Source organism: Amycolatopsis sp. (assembly GCF_035546795.1).
GTDB lineage: Bacteria > Actinomycetota > Actinomycetes > Mycobacteriales > Pseudonocardiaceae > Amycolatopsis_E.
In genome coordinates, this window is the sequence record NZ_DASZWC010000007.1 from 39,710 (window position 1) to 57,284 (window position 17,575).

Here is a 17,575-nt window from a genome sequence, read left to right on the forward strand (position 1 = left end):
TGACCCTACGATCGTGTTGAGCCTGGTACGCAGGTCAAGACGAGCGGAGGTCACGGGTGGCTGCAGAAGACGTTCGGAACCTGATCATCGTAGGGTCCGGACCAGCTGGTTACACGGCGGCGGTGTACGCCGCACGCGCCCAGCTCGAACCCTTGGTGTTCGAGGGTTCCCAGTTCGGTGGCGCGCTGATGACCACGACCGAGGTAGAGAACTACCCGGGCTTCCGGGACGGCATCCAGGGTCCCGAGCTCATGGACGAGATGCGCAAGCAGGCGGAGCGCTTCGGCGCCGAGCTGCGCGCGGAGGACGTCGAAGAGGTCGAGCTGCTGGGCGAGATCAAGTACGTCACGGCGAACGGTGTCCGGTACGCGGCGAAGGCCGTCGTGCTGGCCATGGGTGCCGCGCCCCGGTACCTGCACGTGCCCGGTGAGCAGGAGCTGCTCGGCCGCGGTGTGTCGTCGTGTGCGACCTGCGACGGGTTCTTCTTCCGCGACCAGGACATCGCGGTGATCGGCGGCGGTGACTCGGCGATGGAGGAGGCCACGTTCCTCACCAAGTTCGCCAAGTCGGTGACGGTCATCCACCGCCGCGAGGAGTTCCGTGCCTCCAAGATCATGCTGGAGCGCGCCCGCGCCAACGAGAAGATCCGCTGGCAGCTGAACTCGCAGGTCGCCGAGGTGCAGGGCGAGAACAAGGTCGAAGGCGTGAAGGTCCGCGACGTCAACTCGGGCGAGGAGAAGGCGCTGGACGTGACGGGCTTCTTCGTCGCGATCGGCCACGACCCGCGCAGCGAGCTCGTGCGCGGCCAGGTCGACCTCGACGACGAGGGCTACGTGCTCACCAAGGGCCGCACCACCTACACGAACGTCGAAGGCGTGTTCGCGGCCGGTGACCTCGTCGACCACACCTACCGGCAGGCCATCACCGCGGCGGGCTCCGGCTGCTCCGCGGCGATCGACGCCGAGCGCTGGCTGGCCGAGCACGGCTCGGTGGCAGCCGAAAGCGCACCCGAGCTGGTCGGCGGCGGCTACGGCGCCTCCAACTGACTACCTTCCCAATCGCCGGAACTAAGGAGAAACCATGGCCAACACCGTGAAGGTGACCGACAAGTCGTTCGCCGACGACGTCCTGACCAGCGACAAGCCGGTGCTCGTCGACTTCTGGGCGACCTGGTGCGGTCCGTGCAAGATGGTCGCGCCGGTGCTCGAGGAGATCGCCGCCGAGCACGGGGACAAGCTGACCGTCGCGAAGCTCGACGTAGACGAGAACCCGGGCACGGCGCGTGACTACCAGGTCATGTCCATCCCGACGCTGATCCTGTTCAAGGGCGGCAAGATGGTCAAGCAGATCGTCGGCGCCAAGCCGAAGGGCGCGCTGCTGCAGGATCTTTCCGACGTTCTCGCCTGAGCAAGGCAACCTGAGCCCGGGGGCCGGCGTCTTCTCTGGACGGCCCCCGGGTTTCTTGCTGCCCGAATTTCGCGGGCGAGACGCACCTACCGGCCCTGCGCGAATACGGAAACTTCGCAAGGCAGAATAAGAGCCCGGGTCCGTCGCCCGAAACTGTTTGCGCCGCACCGGATCTCGCCGCCGGTGCCCAAGGAAGAGCGAGGAGTGCATGCGGGTACTCCGCCGCGGTGACGCCGGAGAAGACGTCGCTGAGATCAGGTCGATGCTGGTCGCACAGGGCCTGCTCCGCAATCCTGCGGAGGACAATGGGCACGAGCTCTTCGACCCCGAGGTCGAACGTGCCGTCCGCGGGTTCCAGCAGCGCCGGGGGCTGATCACCGACGGCATCGTCGGCCCGGCCACCTACCAGGTGCTGCGCGGGGCGACCTTCCACCTCGGCAGCAGGCCGCTCGCGTATCTGATCTCCTCGCCGGTGCACGGCGACGACGTCTTCGCGTTGCAGGACAGGCTCACCGAGCTCGGTTACGACGCCGGCCGCCCCGACGGCATGTTCGGCGGGCGCACGGAGAAGGCGCTGCGGAACTTCCAGCGCGACTACGGCCTGACCGTGGACGGGATCTGTGGCCCGGCAACGGTGCGTGCGCTGCGGCAGCTGTCGCCGCGGGCCCGTGGTGGGCGCCCGGTTTTCCTGCGTGAGCAGGAGCAGGTGCGCCAGGCAGGCCCTCGGCTGCGCGGTAAGCGGATCGTGATCGACCCCGGTCACGGCGGTACCGATACCGGCGTCGTGGTCAACGGCGTACGCGAGGCCGAGCTGGTGTGGGATCTGGCGCGCCGGCTGGAGGGCCGGATGAAGGCCACCGGCATGGAGGCGCTGATCTCCCGCGGGCCCGACTACGGCCCCACCGAGGCGGATCGCGCGTCCTTCGCCAACGACGCGGGCGCGGACCTGTTCCTGTCGCTGCACTGCGACGTGAACTCCTCGCCGCACGCGCAGGGTGTCGCGACCTTCCACTTCGGCAACGGCTACGGCACCACGTCGACCGTCGGCGAGCTGCTCGCCGGCTTCATTCAGCGTGAGCTGGCGGCGCGGACCGGGCTGCAGGACTGCCGGACGCACGCCAAGACGTGGGAGATCCTCCGGCTGACCCGCTGCCCCGCGGTGCGGATCGAAATCGGCTACCTGAGCAATCCCAACGACCGGGCGCGGATGTCCGACCCCGCCTTCCGGGACGTGGTCGCCGAGGGCATTCTCGTGGCCGTCAAACGCCTGTACCTGCTTGGCGAGGGTGACCAGCCCACCGGCACCTTCACGTTCGCCGATGTGCTCGCCCACGAGCTGGCCAAGGCCGAATAAGGGGCGAAAGGCCCAAAGCACCCATACACAGCTGGGGATAACTCGACGAGTTGTCCCCAGTTCTGTGGATAACTCAGGCGCGCACCGCGCTCGGCTCGGCCGTGGTGATGGTGACCTGGCCGAGCAGCCGCTCCAGCGCCGCCTCGACGTCTTCCTTCCAGGAAATCGCGGAACGTAGCTCCAGCCGCAGCCGCGGCCACTTGTGGTGTGGGCGCACGGTCTTGAAACCCACCGCCGAGAGGAAGTCGGCCGGGACCACGCAGGTGTGTCCCATCGCCTCGTTCTCGACCTCGCTCGAGGTCGCGTCGCCGAACGCCTCGATCGCCCGGACACCGCGGCGCGTGAGGTCCTTCGCGACCGCCTGCACCAGCATCCGGCCGAGCCCGCCGCCACGGAACTCCGGCAGCACGTGGAAACCGGTCAGCAGCACGGCATCCGCACTCGGCGGAGACGAGGGGAAGGCCTGCGCCCTCGGCACGGCGTTCGGCGGGGCGTACAGCACGAAACCGACGGGCAGCGTGTCGCTGTAGATCAGCCGGCCGCAGGAACCCCACTCCAGCAGCACGCTGGAGACCCAGGCTTCCTTCTCGACCTCCGTGGACCCGAACTCCTCCGCCTGCGCCTTCAGGTGCGGCGGGAGCTCCCAGTACACGCAGCGCCGGCAGTGCTTCGGCAACTGCTCCAGGTTGTCCAGCGTGACGCCTACGACGCGACGCGACACCCGACCTCCCAGATTGCGTTCCCGGCTGCACGCGGGCATGACATACCGCACCAGCCATTTGGACCGTCCCCGAGCATAGGGCGCTGTGACGCCGACCGAAAGGACACGAAGGTCACAAGGACGGGTGGTTACACTCGATTGACTGGAACCCCCGACACGCAAGCGAAGTGCTGATGACTGCCTCACCGCCTGAGAGAACCGGCCGACACAACCTCGACCCGCACCTCGACCGGTACGCCGCGCGTACCTCGGGGATGACGGCATCGGAGATCCGTGCGCTGTTCGCGGTGGCGAGCAGGCCCGAGGTCGTATCGCTGGCCGGGGGCATGCCGAACCTGGCCGCGTTGCCGCTGGACTCGCTCTCCACCCAGGTCGGTGCGCTGATCGCCGAAGACGGGCTCGTAGCGCTCCAGTACGGCTCCGCGCACGGCGTCCCGGTACTGCGAGAGCAGATCTGCGAGATCATGGCGCTGGAGGGCGTCTCAGCCCATCCTGACGACGTTGTGGTGACGGTCGGCTCCCAGATGGGCCTGGACATGGTCACCCGACTGTTCTGCGATCCGGGGGACATCATCCTCGCCGAGGGGCCCTCCTACGTGGGGGCCCTTGGTTCGTTCGCCGCGTACCAGGCAAAGGTCGTGCACGTCGTGATGGACGAGGCCGGCCTGGTGCCGGAGGCGCTGCGTGAAGCTCTGTCGGCCGCCGCGAAGGCCGGCCAACGGGTGAAGTTCCTCTACACGATCCCGAACTTCCACAACCCGGCCGGCGTGACGCTGGCCGTCGAGCGCCGCGCGGAGATCTTGGAGATCTGCCGCGAACACGGGGTGCTCGTCGTCGAGGACAACCCGTACGGTCTGCTCGGCTTCGACGGGCAAACGTATCCGGCGCTGCGTTCGATCGACCCGGACAACGTGGTGTACCTCGGCTCGTTCTCCAAGACCTTCGCCTCGGGGCTGCGGGTCGGCTGGGTGCTCGCGCCGCACGCGGTGCGGGAGAAGCTCGTGCTGGCCGCCGAGTCGGCCACGCTGTGCCCGCCGACGCTCAACCAGATGATCGTGTCGCGTTACCTGAGCACGCACGACTGGAAGGGCCAGATCAAGACCTTCCAGGAGAACTACCGCGAGCGCCGGGACGCGATGATCAGCGCGCTGGAGCAGTACATGCCGCCCGGCTGCAGCTGGACCACCCCCGATGGCGGCTTCTACGTGTGGGTGACCGTGCCCGAGGGCGTGGACACCAAGGCGATGTTGCCCCGTGCCGTCACGGCGCGAGTCGCCTACGCCTCCGGGACAGGCTTCTACGCTGACGGATTCGGCAGCAGGCAGATGCGCCTGTCGTACTGCTATCCGACGCCGGAGCGGATCAAGGAGGGCGTGCGGCGGCTGGCCGCGGTGCTCGAGTCCGAAATGGACCTCGTGCGCACGTTCGGTAACGTCAGCATGAAACCCATATCCGGGCCGGAAAATCCGTCCCCGGACACGGCTTAGATTCCACATTGGACATTCAAGGGGAGTACGGCGTGGTTGTGCCCACCGTGGCAGTTCTCGCAGGCGGGCTTTCGCATGAGCGCGACGTTTCCCTGCGTTCCGGTCGACGGCTGTCCGCCGCGCTGCGTGCGCAGGGCCTGACGGTCGAGGAGTGGGACACCGACGGCGGTCTGCTCGATCGGCTGCGGGCTGAGCGGCCCGACGCGGCGGTGGTCGCGCTGCACGGTGGCCAGGGCGAGAACGGCTCGGTGCAGACCGTCCTGGAGATGCTGAAGGTGCCGTACGTCGGCACCAGCTCGCAGGGCTGCCGCCGCGCGTGGGACAAGCCGACGGCCAAGGCGCTGCTGGCACAGGCCGGCTTCGCGACCCCGGACTGGGTGGTGCTGCCGCACAGCACGTTCCGCGAGCTGGGCGCACAGGCGGTGCTGGACGCGATCGTGGAACACCTCGGCCTGCCCTTGATCCTCAAGCCGGACCAGGGCGGCTCCGCGCTGGGCACCCAGGTCGTCCGGGATGCCGCTGAGCTGCCGGCCGCGATGGTGGGCTGCTTCGCCTATGGCGACACCGTGCTGGCCGAGCGCCTCGTGGAGGGCGTGGAGGTCGCCGTCGCGGTCGTCGAGCGCGACGAGGGACCGCAGGCGCTGCCCGCCGTGGAGATCGTGCCCGAGAGCGGGGTCTACGACTACACCGCGCGCTACACCGCAGGGCTCACGGATTTCTTCGCGCCCGCTCGGATTTCCGAAGCGGCCGCCAAGGCGGTGGGCGAGTTGGCCGTGGGCGCGCACCGGCTGCTCGGTCTGCGCGACATCTCGCGCACCGACGCGATCGTCGACGCCGACGGCACGGTTCAGTTCCTCGAAGTGAACTCGTCGCCCGGACTGACCGAGACCTCCACCGTGCCGATGGCGATCGAGACCTCGGGGGCCTCCCTCGGCGAGGTTTTCGCCGATCTGGTCAGCCGGGCGATCTCCCGCACCGCTTGATCAAATCATCACCGTGACGAAATGACCTAGGGTCATCCTTCATCGGTTCGAGCTGTCCGATTTGTCGCTTCCGGCGTCATGAGCGCCACGATTCGCTCGAGATCGTCGACCGAGCCGAACTCGACGACGATTCGGCCCTTCCGCCGGCCGAGGTCGACCTTCACCCGGGTGTCGAACGTGTCCGACAGGCGAGTGGCCAGTTCCTGGAGACCGGGCGCCTGCATCGCCTTGCGCGGCTGGGGTTTCGGCTTGGCCGGCGCCTCGCTCTTCTTGAGCGTCACGGCTTCCTCGGTCGCGCGGACCGACAGGCCCTCGGCGACGATCCGGGTCGCCAGGTCCTCCTGGGACTCGGCGTCCTCCAGCGACAGCAACGCGCGGGCGTGCCCGGCGGAAAGCACCCCGGCGGCGACCCGCCGCTGCACGGGAAGGGGGAGCTTCAGCAGTCGGATGGTGTTCGTGATGACCGGACGGCTCCGGCCGATCCGGCCGGCGAGCTCCTCGTGCGTCACCTCGAACTCGTCGAGCAGCTGCTGGTAGGCCGCCGCCTCTTCGAGGGGGTTCAGCTGCACGCGGTGGATATTCTCCAGCAAAGCGTCGCGGAGCATCGCCTCATCGGCGGTCTGCCGGACGATCGCCGGGATCTTCTCCAGCTCGGCCTGCTGCGAGGCGCGCAGCCGGCGCTCGCCCATAACGAGCTCGTACTCGTCGTTCGGCAGTTCACGCACCACGATCGGCTGCATGAGGCCGAACTCGCGGATCGAATGCTCGAGCTCGGCGAGCGCTTCCTCGTCGAAGACCTGGCGCGGCTGCTTCGGGTTCGGCTTGATCGCGCCGATCGGGACCTCGCGATAGACCGCCCCGGCGACCTCGCCGGCCGGAATCGGCGTGGCGTTGTCGGGCGCAGTGGCGTGGTCGCCGTTACGCGAGGATGGCTCGGTGCGGACCTCTACGGTCGCGCCCTCGGCGGCTGCCGGTCCGGTGGGGATCAGCGCCGCCAATCCGCGGCCGAGCCCTCCTCTGCGTTCGGTCATAGTGTTCCGCTCCTCGATCCATTGGTGCTGCCACGTTCGGCGATCTCTTTCGCGGCGTCCATGTAACTCATCGCGCCGCGCGACCCGGGGTCGTACGCCAGCACGGTCTGGCCGTAACTGGGCGCCTCGGAGACCTTCACGTTGCGGGGGATGACGGTCTTCAACACGACGTCGCCGAAGTGGCTACGCACCTCGGCGGTCACCTGATCGGCCAGTTTGGTCCGGCCGTCGTACATGGTGAGCAGGATCGTGGAGACCGCCAGGCTCGGATTGAGGTGCTTCTGCACGAGGTCGATGTTGCTCAGCAGCTGCCCCAGACCTTCCAGCGCGTAGTACTCGCACTGGATCGGGATCAGCACCTCGCGGGCCGCGACCATCGCGTTCACCGTGAGCAGGCCGAGCGAGGGCGGGCAGTCGATGAAAACGTAGTCGACGCCGGTCTCGTCGATCGCCTCGGCGGAGAGCGCCTCCTTGAGCCGCGACTCACGGTTGGCCATCTCCACAAGCTCGATCTCGGCACCGGCGAGGTCGATCGTGGCTGGCACGCACAGCAGATTCGGCGACTGCTCGGACACGGCCGTCGCCTCTGCCAGCGACACCTCACCGAGGAGGACCTCGTAGACCGACGGGGTGCCCGATCGGTGTTCCACGTTGAGCGCGGTACTGGCGTTGCCCTGCGGGTCGAGGTCGATCACCAGCGTCTTGAGTCCGTGCACGGCGAGGGCCGCGGCGAGGTTCACCGCGCTGGTCGTCTTGCCGACGCCGCCCTTCTGGTTGGCGACGGTCAGCACTCGACGGTGGTCGGGCTTGGGGAGCATGTTGGATTCGGGGTGAAGAACGCGCGCCGCGTTCTCCGCCTCTTCGGCGATCGGGGTCCAGTCTGACGAAGGCGGGGTCACCGGCCGAGTCACCTCTCTGGTATCGACACTCCACCGCGCAAATCGCACGGTTTCACGTGGAACATGGCCATCTTTTCATCCCGCTCGCTTCGACCGGCTACCGACAGCACTGCGTCGCCGTTTTGGCTGAGCCGATGCCTGCGGGCGGATTCGCTCGACAATCACAACGGTCGTGGGAGTCTCCAGAAGGTCGACCCCACACTCGGAGACCGTGGGCACGCCACCGCCAACCTTGGCGACAGCGGACGTATCGCGCGCGACTTCGTCCCGCGCGCTGGCCCCCTTCAATGCAAGCATCATGCCACCTTCACGGAGAAGCGGAAGACACCAGCCCGCCAATTTCGCCAGAGGCGCCACCGCGCGCGCCGTGACCACGTCGACTGTGCCCACTTCCGCCCGGATGGCCCGCTCCTCGGCCCGGCCGCGCAACACCGTGACGTCCAAGTCGAGTTCCTCGATCACCCCGTCGAGCCAGTCGACACGACGCGCCATGGGTTCGACAAGCGTGATGTGCAGATCCGGGCGAGCGATCGCGAGCGGTACGCCGGGCAGGCCGGCGCCCGAGCCGACGTCCACCACGCGCGCGCTGTGCGGGATGCGTTCCGCGATGACCGCGGAGTTCAGCAGATGCCGATCCCAGAGCCGGTCCACTTCGCGCGGCCCGATGAGTCCACGCTCGACCCCGTGCCGTTCCAGGAGAGCGGCGAACCGCTCGGCGCCCTCCAGTCCGTCTCCGAACACGCGGGCTGCTGCCTCTGGTACCGGCGCCACTCGTCACTCCGTTTCACGTGAAACCACTGTCCGTCCGATTGTCCCTGACGCCAACACCGCCATCCGGCAGCGGCTCGGTTTCACGTGAAACTGGGCATGAAAAAAGCGGCCCGCCGGATGTCCGGCGGGCCGCTCCTGGTTCCTGGCTTCTCAGTCCTCACTGTCCGGGATGACGACCACGCGACGCTTGGGCTCCTCGCCCTCGCTCTCGCTGTGCACGCCGTCGACCGCGGCCACCGCGTCGTGCACGACCTTCCGCTCGAACGGGCTCATCGGCTGCAGCCGCACCCTCTCCCCGGTCGACACGACGGTCTCCGCTGTCGACTTGCCGAGCTCGCGAAGCTCCTCCCGGCGACCCGCGCGCCAGCCCGCGATGTCCAGCATCAGCCTGCTACGCGTGCCGGTCTCCTGCTGGACCGCGAGCCGGGTCAGTTCCTGCAGCGACTCGAGCACCTGACCGCGGCTGCCGACCAGCTTCTCCAGATCGTCACCCCCGTCGATGCTCACGATCGCCCGGCCCGCTTCCACGTCCAGGTCGATGTCACCGTCGTAATCGAGCAGGTCCAGCAGACGCTCCAAGTAGTCCCCGGCGATATCGCCTTCCCGCACGAGCAGTTCGGCACCCGTGGGCGCGTTCTCCTCGGTCTCGTCGATGGCCTTCTCCGACTCGGTGTCGATCGCCTCGACCGTCTCCGACATCATTCGTCTCCTCTCCCGGGGCCGGCGTCAGCGACGCTTCTGCCCCGAGCCTTTCTGTCCTGAGTTCTTGCCACCCTGTGCCGGTTTCTTGCGCTGTCCGCTCGCACCCTGCGAACGCTGCCCCTGCTGGGCGAACCGGTGCGGGGAGCCTGCCTTCGAGCTCCGCTTACCATTCGACTGCTGACCGCCCGGCTGCTGACCGTTGTCAGTGGACGTGTCTTCGTCGGTGTTGGTGTTCGTCTTGGTCTGCTGCACGGGCTTCGCACCCGGCTTCGGCTTCGCACCCGGCTTCGGAGCGAGCGAGTCGCGCTTCTCCTTGGCCTCCGCCTTCTTGGCCGCCTCTTCCTTGTCGATCCGGGTGTAGACGAGCCGCTGCTGCATCAGGGTCCAGCTGTTGTTCGCCAGCCAGTAGATGAGCAGACCGATCGGGAAGAAGGCACCGAAGACGAGCACACCGAGCGGGAAGATGTACATCGTCAGCTTCTGCATGATCGCGGCCTGCGAGTTGACCTCGGTCGCCGTCGCGGCCTGACGGGCCGCCGAGTGCCGCGCCGTGAGGTGAGTCAGGATGCTCGCCAGGATCATCAGTGGGACGGCCACCGGGGCCACGTTCCAGTTCCACCCGCTGTCGGCGATACCGCCGAGCGTCGCGGTGTGGTGGATCGCGTCTCCCAGGTTGACACCGAAGATCCGCGCGTTGAGGTAGGACTCCACGCCCTGCGCGTTGAAGAAGTAGTTCTCGGTTTTCGGCTGCCCCGGGTGCGGGTTGTAGCTGAACGCACGCAACACCCAGTTCAGACCGATGAACGCCGGGATCTGCAGGATCATCGGCAGGCAGCTGCCCAGCGGGTTGACCCCGTGCTCGCGCTGGAGCTTCTGCATCTCCTGCGCCTGGCGCTGCTTGTCGTTCGCGTACTTCTTCTGGACCTTCTTCAGTTCCGGCGCGAACTCCTGCATCTTCTTCATCGACCGGACCTGCTTCACGAACGGCTTGAACATGATGCCGCGGATCGTGAAGGTCAGGAACATGATCGCCAGGATCCAGGCGATCGCGTTGTTCTCCCCGAAGACGAAGCCGAAGACTTTGTGCCAACACCAGAGGATGAAGGACACGGGGTAGTAGATGAACTCGAGCACTGAGCTACTCCTCGATTGACAAACCAGGTCTGGTGTGGCGCCAGGAGAACTTCTCGGGCACCGGGTCGCGGCCGGGCATGCTCCACGGACCGCACCGCAACAGCCGGCGCGCCGCGAGATAGGAACCTCGGGCGGCGCCGAACCGGGTCAAGGCCTCGACCGCGTAAGTGCTGCAGCTCGGATAGAACCGGCAGCTCGGCGGGAGGAAGGGGGAAATGCACTTGCGATAGAAACGGAGCGGGAGCAGCAACAGCCAGGCGACCGGACCCGGCCTGGCTGCCTCGCGGGGTCCGTCGTCGATCGCGGTCGTGGGTTCGTTCACACCGCTGACCCATCATGATCGTGCTCGGCCGGGCCGGCCGTTCGCCGGTCCGGGATCAGGCCCAGTTTGCACAGTGCGGAGTCGAGATCCGCGCCCAATTCGGCGCTGGACGCGGTCGCCGCCGGAGGTAGGGCCCTAACCACCAACGAGCTGCCGGGCGGAACGGTTCCGAGGTGCCCGGCCACGAGATGACGCAGCCGCCGGCTCACGCGGTGGCGCACCACGGAATTACCGACGGCCTTGCTCACCACAAAACCCGCCCGCGGGCCGACCTCGACTGGGTCGGCACCGGCGGGCGGGTCCGGAGCCTGCAACGCATGGACCACAAGGCGCCGCCGCCCTGCGCGAGACCCCCGGCGCATGACTTCGCGGAAGTCCTCACTTCGCCGCAAGCGTGCGGCAGCGGGCAGCATGGGCGCGCCTGGGTTCAGGCGCGATCAGGCGGACAGCTTCTCGCGGCCCTTGCGACGACGGGCCGCCAAAATCGACCGGCCGGCACGGGTGCGCATGCGCAGCCGGAATCCGTGCGTCCGGGCGCGTCGGCGGTTGTTCGGCTGGAAAGTGCGCTTACCCTTGCTCACGACTCTGCTTCTCCTGGTCTCGACATACCGGTGGCTTCGGTGTTCCACCGTCAGGTCTGGGTGTCTGCCCGCGCGGTCAGCGAACGTGGACACACAAATGTGCCCGTCGCAAGCGGGAGACCTTACGAGGGTACGGCCCCGCCACCGGGGTCCGGCAACCGGCCCCGGTCGAGTACGCGGAAGGACCGACTGGCGACACCCAGTAGAGCATGGAATCCTTCTACGACAGGCATCTTGTGGGACAGCTCCGAGCTTGTTAGCGTGTCTCCTCTTGAGTCACCCGTTCGAGGGGCTCGGCGCCATGGTCGGAAGGTGTGGAGGCTTCGGCTGGCGTAGGTTGCACCCGCAGGTGGAGGCACTGCGGGGGCCCGTACATTAGTGCACAGTTGTGGACAACTCTGTGGATGCCCGCTGCGCGCGGTGACCACTGGGGTAGGGAAACGCCGCTCCATGTGGTGAGCAGGCGGCCCGCAGGGTGATTTTCAAGGTGTCGTCCAACGCGACGAGGGGAGGGGAGCGGAGTCGGTGTCCGAGCACCAGATCAATCTGGGGGTCGTCTGGGAGCAGGTCGTCCGCGAACTTTCCGACGGCACGCTCTCTCCGCAACAACGCGCGTGGATGAGGGTCACCCGCCCCATCGGTCTGCTCGACGGAACCGCACTGCTCGCCGCGCCGAGTGACTTCGCGAAGGAAGCCATCGAGCGCGCGCTGCGCGAACCGATCACCCACGCTCTGTCCCGCCGCCTCGGCCGTCCCGTCTCGCTGGCGGTGAAGGTCGACAGCGCGGAGGTCGCTCCAGCCCCGCCGGTTCCCGCGCCGCAGTACGCCCCGTCACCCGCGCGAGTGGAAAACGGAAGCGCACCGGAAAGCCCGTCCCGCACGATGCCGCCGCTGGACGACGGACTACTGCCGCCGCTGCGGCGCTCCCGGGTCCAGGCCGAGCCGGTCAAGCCTCCGGTCCCGGAGGACGACGCGGAAGAAGAAGTGGACGAAGAGGGCGACGCCCTCGCGGCCGCGCACGAGATCTGGCCGATGTTCTCCGGCCAGCCGATGGCGGGCCAGCCCTACACCGCGCCGGCCCAGCCGCAGACGTCGAAGACCCGCCTGAACGAGAAGTACACGTTCGACACTTTCGTCATCGGTGCGTCCAATCGGTTCGCGCACGCGGCCGCGTTCGCCGTCGCCGAAGCGCCTTCGCGCGCGTACAACCCGCTGTTCATCTGGGGCGAATCCGGGCTGGGCAAGACCCACCTGCTGCACGCCGTCGGGCATTACGCCCAGCGGCTGTTCCCCGGCATGCGCGTGCGGTACGTGTCGACCGAAGAGTTCACCAACGACTTCATCAACTCACTGCGCGACGACCGCAAGGTGGCGTTCCAGCGCCGCTACCGCGACATCGACATCCTGCTCGTCGACGACATCCAGTTCCTGGAGGGCAAGGAAGGAACTCAGGAGGAGTTCTTCCATACCTTCAACACGCTGCACAACGCGAACAAGCAGATCGTGGTGTCCTCGGACCGGCCACCCAAGCGGCTGGAAACCCTGGAGGACCGGCTGCGCACGCGGTTCGAGTGGGGACTGATCACCGACATCCAGCCGCCCGAGCTGGAGACCCGGATCGCGATCCTCCGCAAGAAGGCCGCGCAGGACAGGCTCGCGGTGCCGGGTGAGGTGCTGGAGTTCATCGCGTCGCGGGTCGAGGCGAACATCCGTGAGCTCGAGGGCGCGCTCATCCGCGTCACCGCGTTCGCTTCGCTGAACCAGCAGCCGGTGGATGTCGGGCTGGCGGAGATCGTGCTGCGGGATCTGATCCCGGATTCGCAGGCGCCGGAAATCAGCGCGCCGACGATCATGGCGACAACGGCCGAGTTCTTCGACGTGACGATCGACGACCTGTGCGGACCCGGTAAAACGAAGGCACTCGCCACCGCCCGCCAGATAGCCATGTATCTGTGCCGCGAACTCACCGACATGTCGCTGCCGAAAATCGGGCAGACGTTCGGCGGCCGCGACCACACCACGGTGATGCACGCGGACAAGAAGATCCGAAAGGAAATGGCCGAGCGCCGCCGGATCTACGACCAGGTCCAGGAACTGACCTTCCGCATCAAGCAGCGCGCCCGCCAGTAGTAGCCAGCCGCTCTCCTTCTCTCCACTAGGGACAGATCTGTCCTGAGCGCGTCCTGAACCGCTTGTCCGGCAACGGAATTCAACCCTGCTCGCAGGTGGCGCGCTGCGGCGCGCCCGAACGCGCCCCTGAATCCCTTTGTTCCGGCGCGACTTTCCGCGTCTGTGCGCGTCAATCCGTTGCAGGCCAAGGAAGTGCGCCACGACGGCGGTGATCCCAATAACGACACGGCATCGAAAGACGATCACCGTCGCTCACAGGAGTGAAGTACAAGGTCCCCACGTCAGTCCGCGACCGTGGGTACAACTCGGCCCACACCTGGGGAAGACTGTGTGGACAACTGTGGATGGATGTGGATGAACTGTGGGGAGCCGGAAGTTGTCCACCGACGGCCGATTTTGTCCACGGGGATCACTCCCCAGATGTCCACAGCCGGACGCGCCGTCGGACCTGCGGCAACGAGCGCTATCCACACAACCCACAGCCCCTATTACTGTCACTGCCTTTGTTCTTCTCAAGAAAATCTTCTAAAGCAAAAACAGGGGGCTGTGGATCTGGGGACAAGCGGCGAGACCAGGTGGTCTTGTCGACTTGTCGATGGCCTGCCCCGGATGACGGCGGGAGCGGTCACGTTCTAACGTGGGTATCCACACCCAAGCCCGCACGCCGCTGGCGACACCGGCATCGGGCCACACCACCAACGAGATCCCCTGGCAACCGCGCTGCGCACCGCGCCGTCCAGGGCCGTTTGTCGATCTTCTCGGGCCCAGGGGCGGCTCGGCAGTCGAAAGGATGGGCGCATGAAGATCCGCGTCGAGCGTGATGGGCTGGCTGACGCCGTCGCCTGGGTGGCACGCAGCCTGCCGTCCCGGCCGCCGGTTCCGGTGCTGGGTGGTGTGCTCCTCGACGCCGGGTCGGACGGCACGACCGACGCACTGACCGTCTCCGGCTTCGACTACGAGGTGTCGGCCACGGTCGGCGTCCCCGCGACGATCGCCGACGGCGGGCGGCTCCTGGTGTCCGGCCGGTTGCTCGCCGACATCACCAAGTCACTGCCCGCCCAGCCCGTCGAGATCTTCGTCGACGGATCCCGCGCGTCCATCACCTGTGGCAACGCCCGGTTCAGCCTCCCGACGATGCCGGTCGAGGACTACCCGGCGCTGCCGGCCCAGCCCGCGCTCGCCGGTGAGGTCACCGGTGACGCGTTCGGCCAGGCGGTCACCCAGGTCGCCGTCGCCGCGGGCAAGGACGACACGCTGCCGATGCTCACCGGCATGCGGCTGGAGATCTCCGGCAACTCGCTGACCCTCGTCGCGACCGACCGGTTCCGGCTGGCGATGCGCGAGTTCGCGTGGCAGCCGGCCGAAGGTCTCGCCGACGCCGCCGTGCTCGTCCCGGCGCGCACGCTCGCCGAAGCGGCGAAGTCGCTCGGCGCGAGCGGCGCCACCGTTTCGGTCGGCCTCGCCAGCGGCGAAGGTCTACTCGGGCTTTCCGGCTCCGGTCGCTACACCACCACCCGGCTGCTCGACGCGGAGTTCCCGCCGTACCGGCAGCTGCTGCCCGCGCAGCACACCTCCCGCGCGGTCATCGAGGTCGCCCCGCTGTCCGAGGCGATCAAGCGCGTGTCGCTGGTCGCCGAGCGTGGTACCCAGGTCCGGCTGGAGTTCGCGGACGGTTCGCTGCGGCTTTCGGCAGGCGGTGACGACGAGGGCAGTGCGGAAGAAGAGCTGCCCGTGGACTACGAGGGCGAACCGGTGACGATCGCGTTCAACCCGGGCTATCTCGTCGATGGTCTCGGGGCACTGCACGCCGATCGCGCGGAGCTGACCTTCACCACCCCGAACCGGCCGGCTTTGATCAAGCCGGCGGACGAGCAGGGCCAGGTCATTCCTGGTTACCTCTACCTGTTGATGCCGGTCCGTCTACCCGGCTGACCGGCGCCGCGAAAGAAAGCAGAGGGGATTTCCAAATGGTTCAGCTGGGACTCGTCGGTCTGGGCAAGATGGGTTTCAACATGCGGGAGCGGCTGCGCGCCGCCGGGCACGAGGTGGTCGGCTACGACCGCAACGAGGCCGTGAGCGATTCCTCATCGCTCGCCGACCTGGTGTCGAAACTCAGCGCGCCGCGGATCGTCTGGATCATGGTCCCGGCCGGCGAACCGACCAAGGAGACCGTGGCCGAGCTCGGCGAGCTGCTGTCGGCGGGCGACCTGGTGATCGACGGCGGCAACTCGAAGTTCACCGATGACAAGCACAACTCCGAGGTGCTCGCCGCGAAGAAGATCAGTTACCTCGACTGCGGAGTTTCCGGTGGCGTGTGGGGTAAGGAGAACGGGTACGGCCTGATGGTCGGCGGCGCGGCCGAGGACGTCGAGCGCGCCATGCCGATCTTCGACACGCTGCGGCCGGAGGGTCCGCGCGAAGAGGGCTTCTCGCACGCGGGATCCGTCGGCGCCGGGCACTACGCGAAGATGATCCACAACGGCATCGAGTACGGCGTCATGCAGGCCTACGCCGAGGGCTTCGAACTTCTCGAAGCCGCCAAGGTCGTCAAGGACGTGCCCGCGGTGATCAAGGGCTGGCAGCGCGGCACGGTCGTCCGTTCCTGGCTGCTCGACCTGCTGGTCCGCGCGCTCGACGAGGACCCGGAGCTGGACGACCTCGAAGGTTACGTCGAGGATTCCGGTGAAGGCCGGTGGACCTTGGAAGAAGCGATCAACAATGCCGTGCCCGCGCCGGTGATCTCGGCCGCGTTGTTCGCCCGGTTCTCCTCACGGCAGAAGGATTCCGCCGCCATGCGTGCGGTCGCCGCGCTGCGCAACCAGTTCGGCGGGCACGCGGTCAAGAAAATAGGTCAGTAGCCACCTTGTACCTCCGTCATCTTCAGGTCACCGACTTCCGGTCGTGGGAGCACGTCGACCTGCCGTTGACACCTGGGCCGACCGTGCTGGTCGGTCCCAACGGGCGGGGGAAGACCAACCTGCTCGAAGCCATCGGCTACCTCGCAACGCTCGGCTCACACCGCGTTGCGACAGACGCGCCGCTGGTCCGGCACGGTTGTGAGCGTGCGCTGGTGCGGGCAGCCGTGGTCAACGACGACCGCGAGCTGACCATCGAACTGGAGATCACGCCGGGCAAGGCGAATCGCGCGCGCGTCAACCGGGGACAGGTCGGCAAGCCACGTGACATTCTCGGCATTCTGCGCACGGTGCTGTTCTCTCCGGAGGACCTGGCGCTGGTGCGCGGCGATCCCAACGAGCGACGCCGGTTCCTCGACGATCTTCTTGTGCTTCGCGCGCCCCGCTGGGCCGGCGTGCGTTCCGACTACGAACGGGTGCTGCGCCAGCGCAACGCGTTGCTGAAGACGGCCGGAAAGAAAAAGGGAGCGCGTGAAGATCCGTACGCGCTCTCGACGCTCGAGGTGTGGGACAACCATCTCGCGACCGTCGGCGGGCAGCTCCTCGCGGCCAGGCTTGACCTCGTCGCGGACCTCGCGCCGCACTCCGCCGCCGCGTACCTGGGGGTGGCGCCCGACTCGCGGCCTGCCAAAATCGCGTACCGATCCAGCCTGGGCGCGGCACTTCCGGCCGGATATGGAATTCCCGACGGAGAACGCGCCGATCCGGACAAACTGGCGGGTATCCTCGTGCAGTCGTTGTCCGAGGTGCGGCAGGCCGAGCTCGATCGTGGGGTCAGCCTGGTCGGCCCGCACCGGGATGAGCTGGAGCTCATCCTCGGCGAAGCGCCGGCGAAGGGTTACGCCAGCCACGGGGAGTCCTGGTCCTTCGCGCTCGCGCTGCGTCTCGGCTCCTACGAACTGTTGCGGGCCGAGAACGGGGAGCCGGTACTACTGCTCGACGACGTGTTCGCGGAGCTGGATCGGCGTCGGCGATCCAGGTTGGCCGAGGTAGCGGCGGGTGCCGAACAGGTGCTGGTGACCGCCGCCGTGGACGAGGACGTGCCCGCAGAGCTATCGGGAACGCGGTTCGCGGTCTCGAACGGGGAGGTCAACCTTGCCTGAAGAAGATTCAGCAAGATCAAATCGGGCACGCGGAG

The 17,575-nt window shown here is 67.5% G+C and carries 18 protein-coding genes; 9 read left to right on the plus strand and 9 right to left on the minus strand.

Annotated elements, in window-relative coordinates:
- The first annotated feature begins 56 nt into the window (after positions 1-56).
- The 3 genes from trxB to VHD82_RS07570 all read left to right on the plus strand — a co-directional run bounded on the left by trxB (position 57) and on the right by VHD82_RS07570 (position 2,761).
- Positions 57-1,046: a thioredoxin-disulfide reductase gene (gene trxB / locus VHD82_RS07560; protein WP_325698574.1), complete on the plus strand. Its 990-nt coding sequence runs from the start codon at positions 57-59 to the stop codon at positions 1,044-1,046.
- A gap of 34 nt (positions 1,047-1,080) precedes the next feature.
- Positions 1,081-1,407, plus strand: a complete 327-nt coding sequence (gene trxA, locus VHD82_RS07565) for a thioredoxin (protein WP_325698577.1) — start codon at positions 1,081-1,083, stop codon at positions 1,405-1,407.
- Between the two features lie 208 nt (positions 1,408-1,615).
- A complete protein-coding gene (locus VHD82_RS07570; RefSeq protein ID WP_325698580.1) occupies positions 1,616-2,761 on the plus strand; it encodes an N-acetylmuramoyl-L-alanine amidase in 1,146 nt (381 codons plus the stop codon).
- Positions 2,762-2,834: 73 nt separating this feature from the next.
- On the opposite strand, the gene VHD82_RS07575 is transcribed toward VHD82_RS07570, so the two are convergent.
- The gene (locus VHD82_RS07575; RefSeq protein WP_325698583.1) at positions 2,835-3,482 is read right to left on the minus strand and encodes a GNAT family N-acetyltransferase; all 648 of its coding nucleotides are present in this window, start codon (positions 3,480-3,482) and stop codon (positions 2,835-2,837) included.
- A 173-nt stretch (positions 3,483-3,655) separates the two neighbouring features.
- Here VHD82_RS07575 and VHD82_RS07580 point away from each other — a divergent pair, with 173 nt between their 5' ends.
- Positions 3,656-4,969 (plus strand): PLP-dependent aminotransferase family protein, encoded by a 1,314-nt coding sequence (locus VHD82_RS07580; protein WP_325698586.1) that lies wholly within the window; start codon positions 3,656-3,658, stop codon positions 4,967-4,969.
- 32 nt (positions 4,970-5,001) lie between these two features.
- Positions 5,002-5,952, plus strand: a complete 951-nt coding sequence (locus VHD82_RS07585; RefSeq protein ID WP_325698589.1) for a D-alanine--D-alanine ligase — start codon at positions 5,002-5,004, stop codon at positions 5,950-5,952.
- Positions 5,953-5,984: 32 nt separating this feature from the next.
- Here VHD82_RS07585 and VHD82_RS07590 read toward each other — a convergent pair whose 3' ends face one another.
- The 8 genes from VHD82_RS07590 to rpmH form a co-directional block, all read right to left on the minus strand.
- Positions 5,985-6,983 carry a ParB/RepB/Spo0J family partition protein gene (locus VHD82_RS07590; protein WP_325698592.1) on the minus strand — a complete coding sequence of 333 codons (999 nt, stop codon included), beginning with the start codon at positions 6,981-6,983 and terminating at the stop codon, positions 5,985-5,987.
- On the minus strand, positions 6,980-7,882 hold the full coding sequence (locus tag VHD82_RS07595; protein ID WP_325698595.1) for a ParA family protein: 903 nt from the start codon (positions 7,880-7,882) through the stop codon (positions 6,980-6,982). The genes VHD82_RS07590 and VHD82_RS07595 overlap by 4 nt, the downstream gene beginning before the upstream one ends.
- A 75-nt stretch (positions 7,883-7,957) precedes the next feature.
- Positions 7,958-8,653, minus strand: a complete 696-nt coding sequence (gene rsmG, locus VHD82_RS07600; protein WP_325698599.1) for a 16S rRNA (guanine(527)-N(7))-methyltransferase RsmG — start codon at positions 8,651-8,653, stop codon at positions 7,958-7,960.
- Positions 8,654-8,803: 150 nt separating this feature from the next.
- On the minus strand, positions 8,804-9,352 hold the full coding sequence (locus VHD82_RS07605) for a protein jag (protein WP_325698811.1): 549 nt from the start codon (positions 9,350-9,352) through the stop codon (positions 8,804-8,806).
- Between the two features lie 27 nt (positions 9,353-9,379).
- Positions 9,380-10,489, minus strand: a complete 1,110-nt coding sequence (gene yidC / locus VHD82_RS07610; RefSeq protein WP_325698602.1) for a membrane protein insertase YidC — start codon at positions 10,487-10,489, stop codon at positions 9,380-9,382.
- A gap of 4 nt (positions 10,490-10,493) precedes the next feature.
- Positions 10,494-10,811, minus strand: coding sequence for a membrane protein insertion efficiency factor YidD (yidD, locus tag VHD82_RS07615; RefSeq protein WP_325698605.1), 318 nt, complete (start codon positions 10,809-10,811; stop codon positions 10,494-10,496).
- A complete protein-coding gene (rnpA, locus tag VHD82_RS07620) occupies positions 10,808-11,224 on the minus strand; it encodes a ribonuclease P protein component (RefSeq protein ID WP_325698608.1) in 417 nt (138 codons plus the stop codon). Before rnpA ends, yidD begins: the two co-directional genes overlap by 4 nt.
- A 24-nt stretch (positions 11,225-11,248) precedes the next feature.
- A complete protein-coding gene (gene rpmH, locus VHD82_RS07625; protein ID WP_325698611.1) occupies positions 11,249-11,392 on the minus strand; it encodes a 50S ribosomal protein L34 in 144 nt (47 codons plus the stop codon).
- A 525-nt stretch (positions 11,393-11,917) separates the two neighbouring features.
- On the opposite strand from rpmH, the gene dnaA reads away from it, so the two are divergent.
- The 4 genes from dnaA to recF all read left to right on the plus strand — a co-directional run bounded on the left by dnaA (position 11,918) and on the right by recF (position 17,540).
- Entirely contained in the window at positions 11,918-13,522 is a 1,605-nt protein-coding gene (dnaA, locus tag VHD82_RS07630) for a chromosomal replication initiator protein DnaA (protein WP_325698614.1), read from the plus strand.
- Between the two features lie 798 nt (positions 13,523-14,320).
- A complete protein-coding gene (dnaN, locus tag VHD82_RS07635; RefSeq protein ID WP_325698618.1) occupies positions 14,321-15,454 on the plus strand; it encodes a DNA polymerase III subunit beta in 1,134 nt (377 codons plus the stop codon).
- A gap of 35 nt (positions 15,455-15,489) precedes the next feature.
- The gene (gnd, locus tag VHD82_RS07640; protein ID WP_325698621.1) at positions 15,490-16,380 is read left to right on the plus strand and encodes a phosphogluconate dehydrogenase (NAD(+)-dependent, decarboxylating); all 891 of its coding nucleotides are present in this window, start codon (positions 15,490-15,492) and stop codon (positions 16,378-16,380) included.
- A 5-nt stretch (positions 16,381-16,385) separates the two neighbouring features.
- Positions 16,386-17,540, plus strand: a complete 1,155-nt coding sequence (recF, locus tag VHD82_RS07645; RefSeq protein WP_325698624.1) for a DNA replication/repair protein RecF — start codon at positions 16,386-16,388, stop codon at positions 17,538-17,540.
- The last annotated feature ends 35 nt before the right edge of the window (positions 17,541-17,575 follow it).

Coding starts and splice junctions, on each gene's coding strand:
- trxA (WP_325698577.1), top strand. CDS start 1,081: ATGGCCAACACCGTGAAGGTGACCGACAAGTCGTTCGCCGACGACGTC.
- VHD82_RS07570 (WP_325698580.1), top strand. CDS start 1,616: ATGCGGGTACTCCGCCGCGGTGACGCCGGAGAAGACGTCGCTGAGATC.
- VHD82_RS07580 (WP_325698586.1), top strand. CDS start 3,656: ATGACTGCCTCACCGCCTGAGAGAACCGGCCGACACAACCTCGACCCG.
- VHD82_RS07590 (WP_325698592.1), bottom strand. CDS start 6,983: ATGACCGAACGCAGAGGAGGGCTCGGCCGCGGATTGGCGGCGCTGATC.
- VHD82_RS07605 (WP_325698811.1), bottom strand. CDS start 9,352: ATGTCGGAGACGGTCGAGGCGATCGACACCGAGTCGGAGAAGGCCATC.
- rnpA (WP_325698608.1), bottom strand. CDS start 11,224: ATGCTGCCCGCTGCCGCACGCTTGCGGCGAAGTGAGGACTTCCGCGAA.
- dnaN (WP_325698618.1), top strand. CDS start 14,321: ATGAAGATCCGCGTCGAGCGTGATGGGCTGGCTGACGCCGTCGCCTGG.
- gnd (WP_325698621.1), top strand. CDS start 15,490: ATGGTTCAGCTGGGACTCGTCGGTCTGGGCAAGATGGGTTTCAACATG.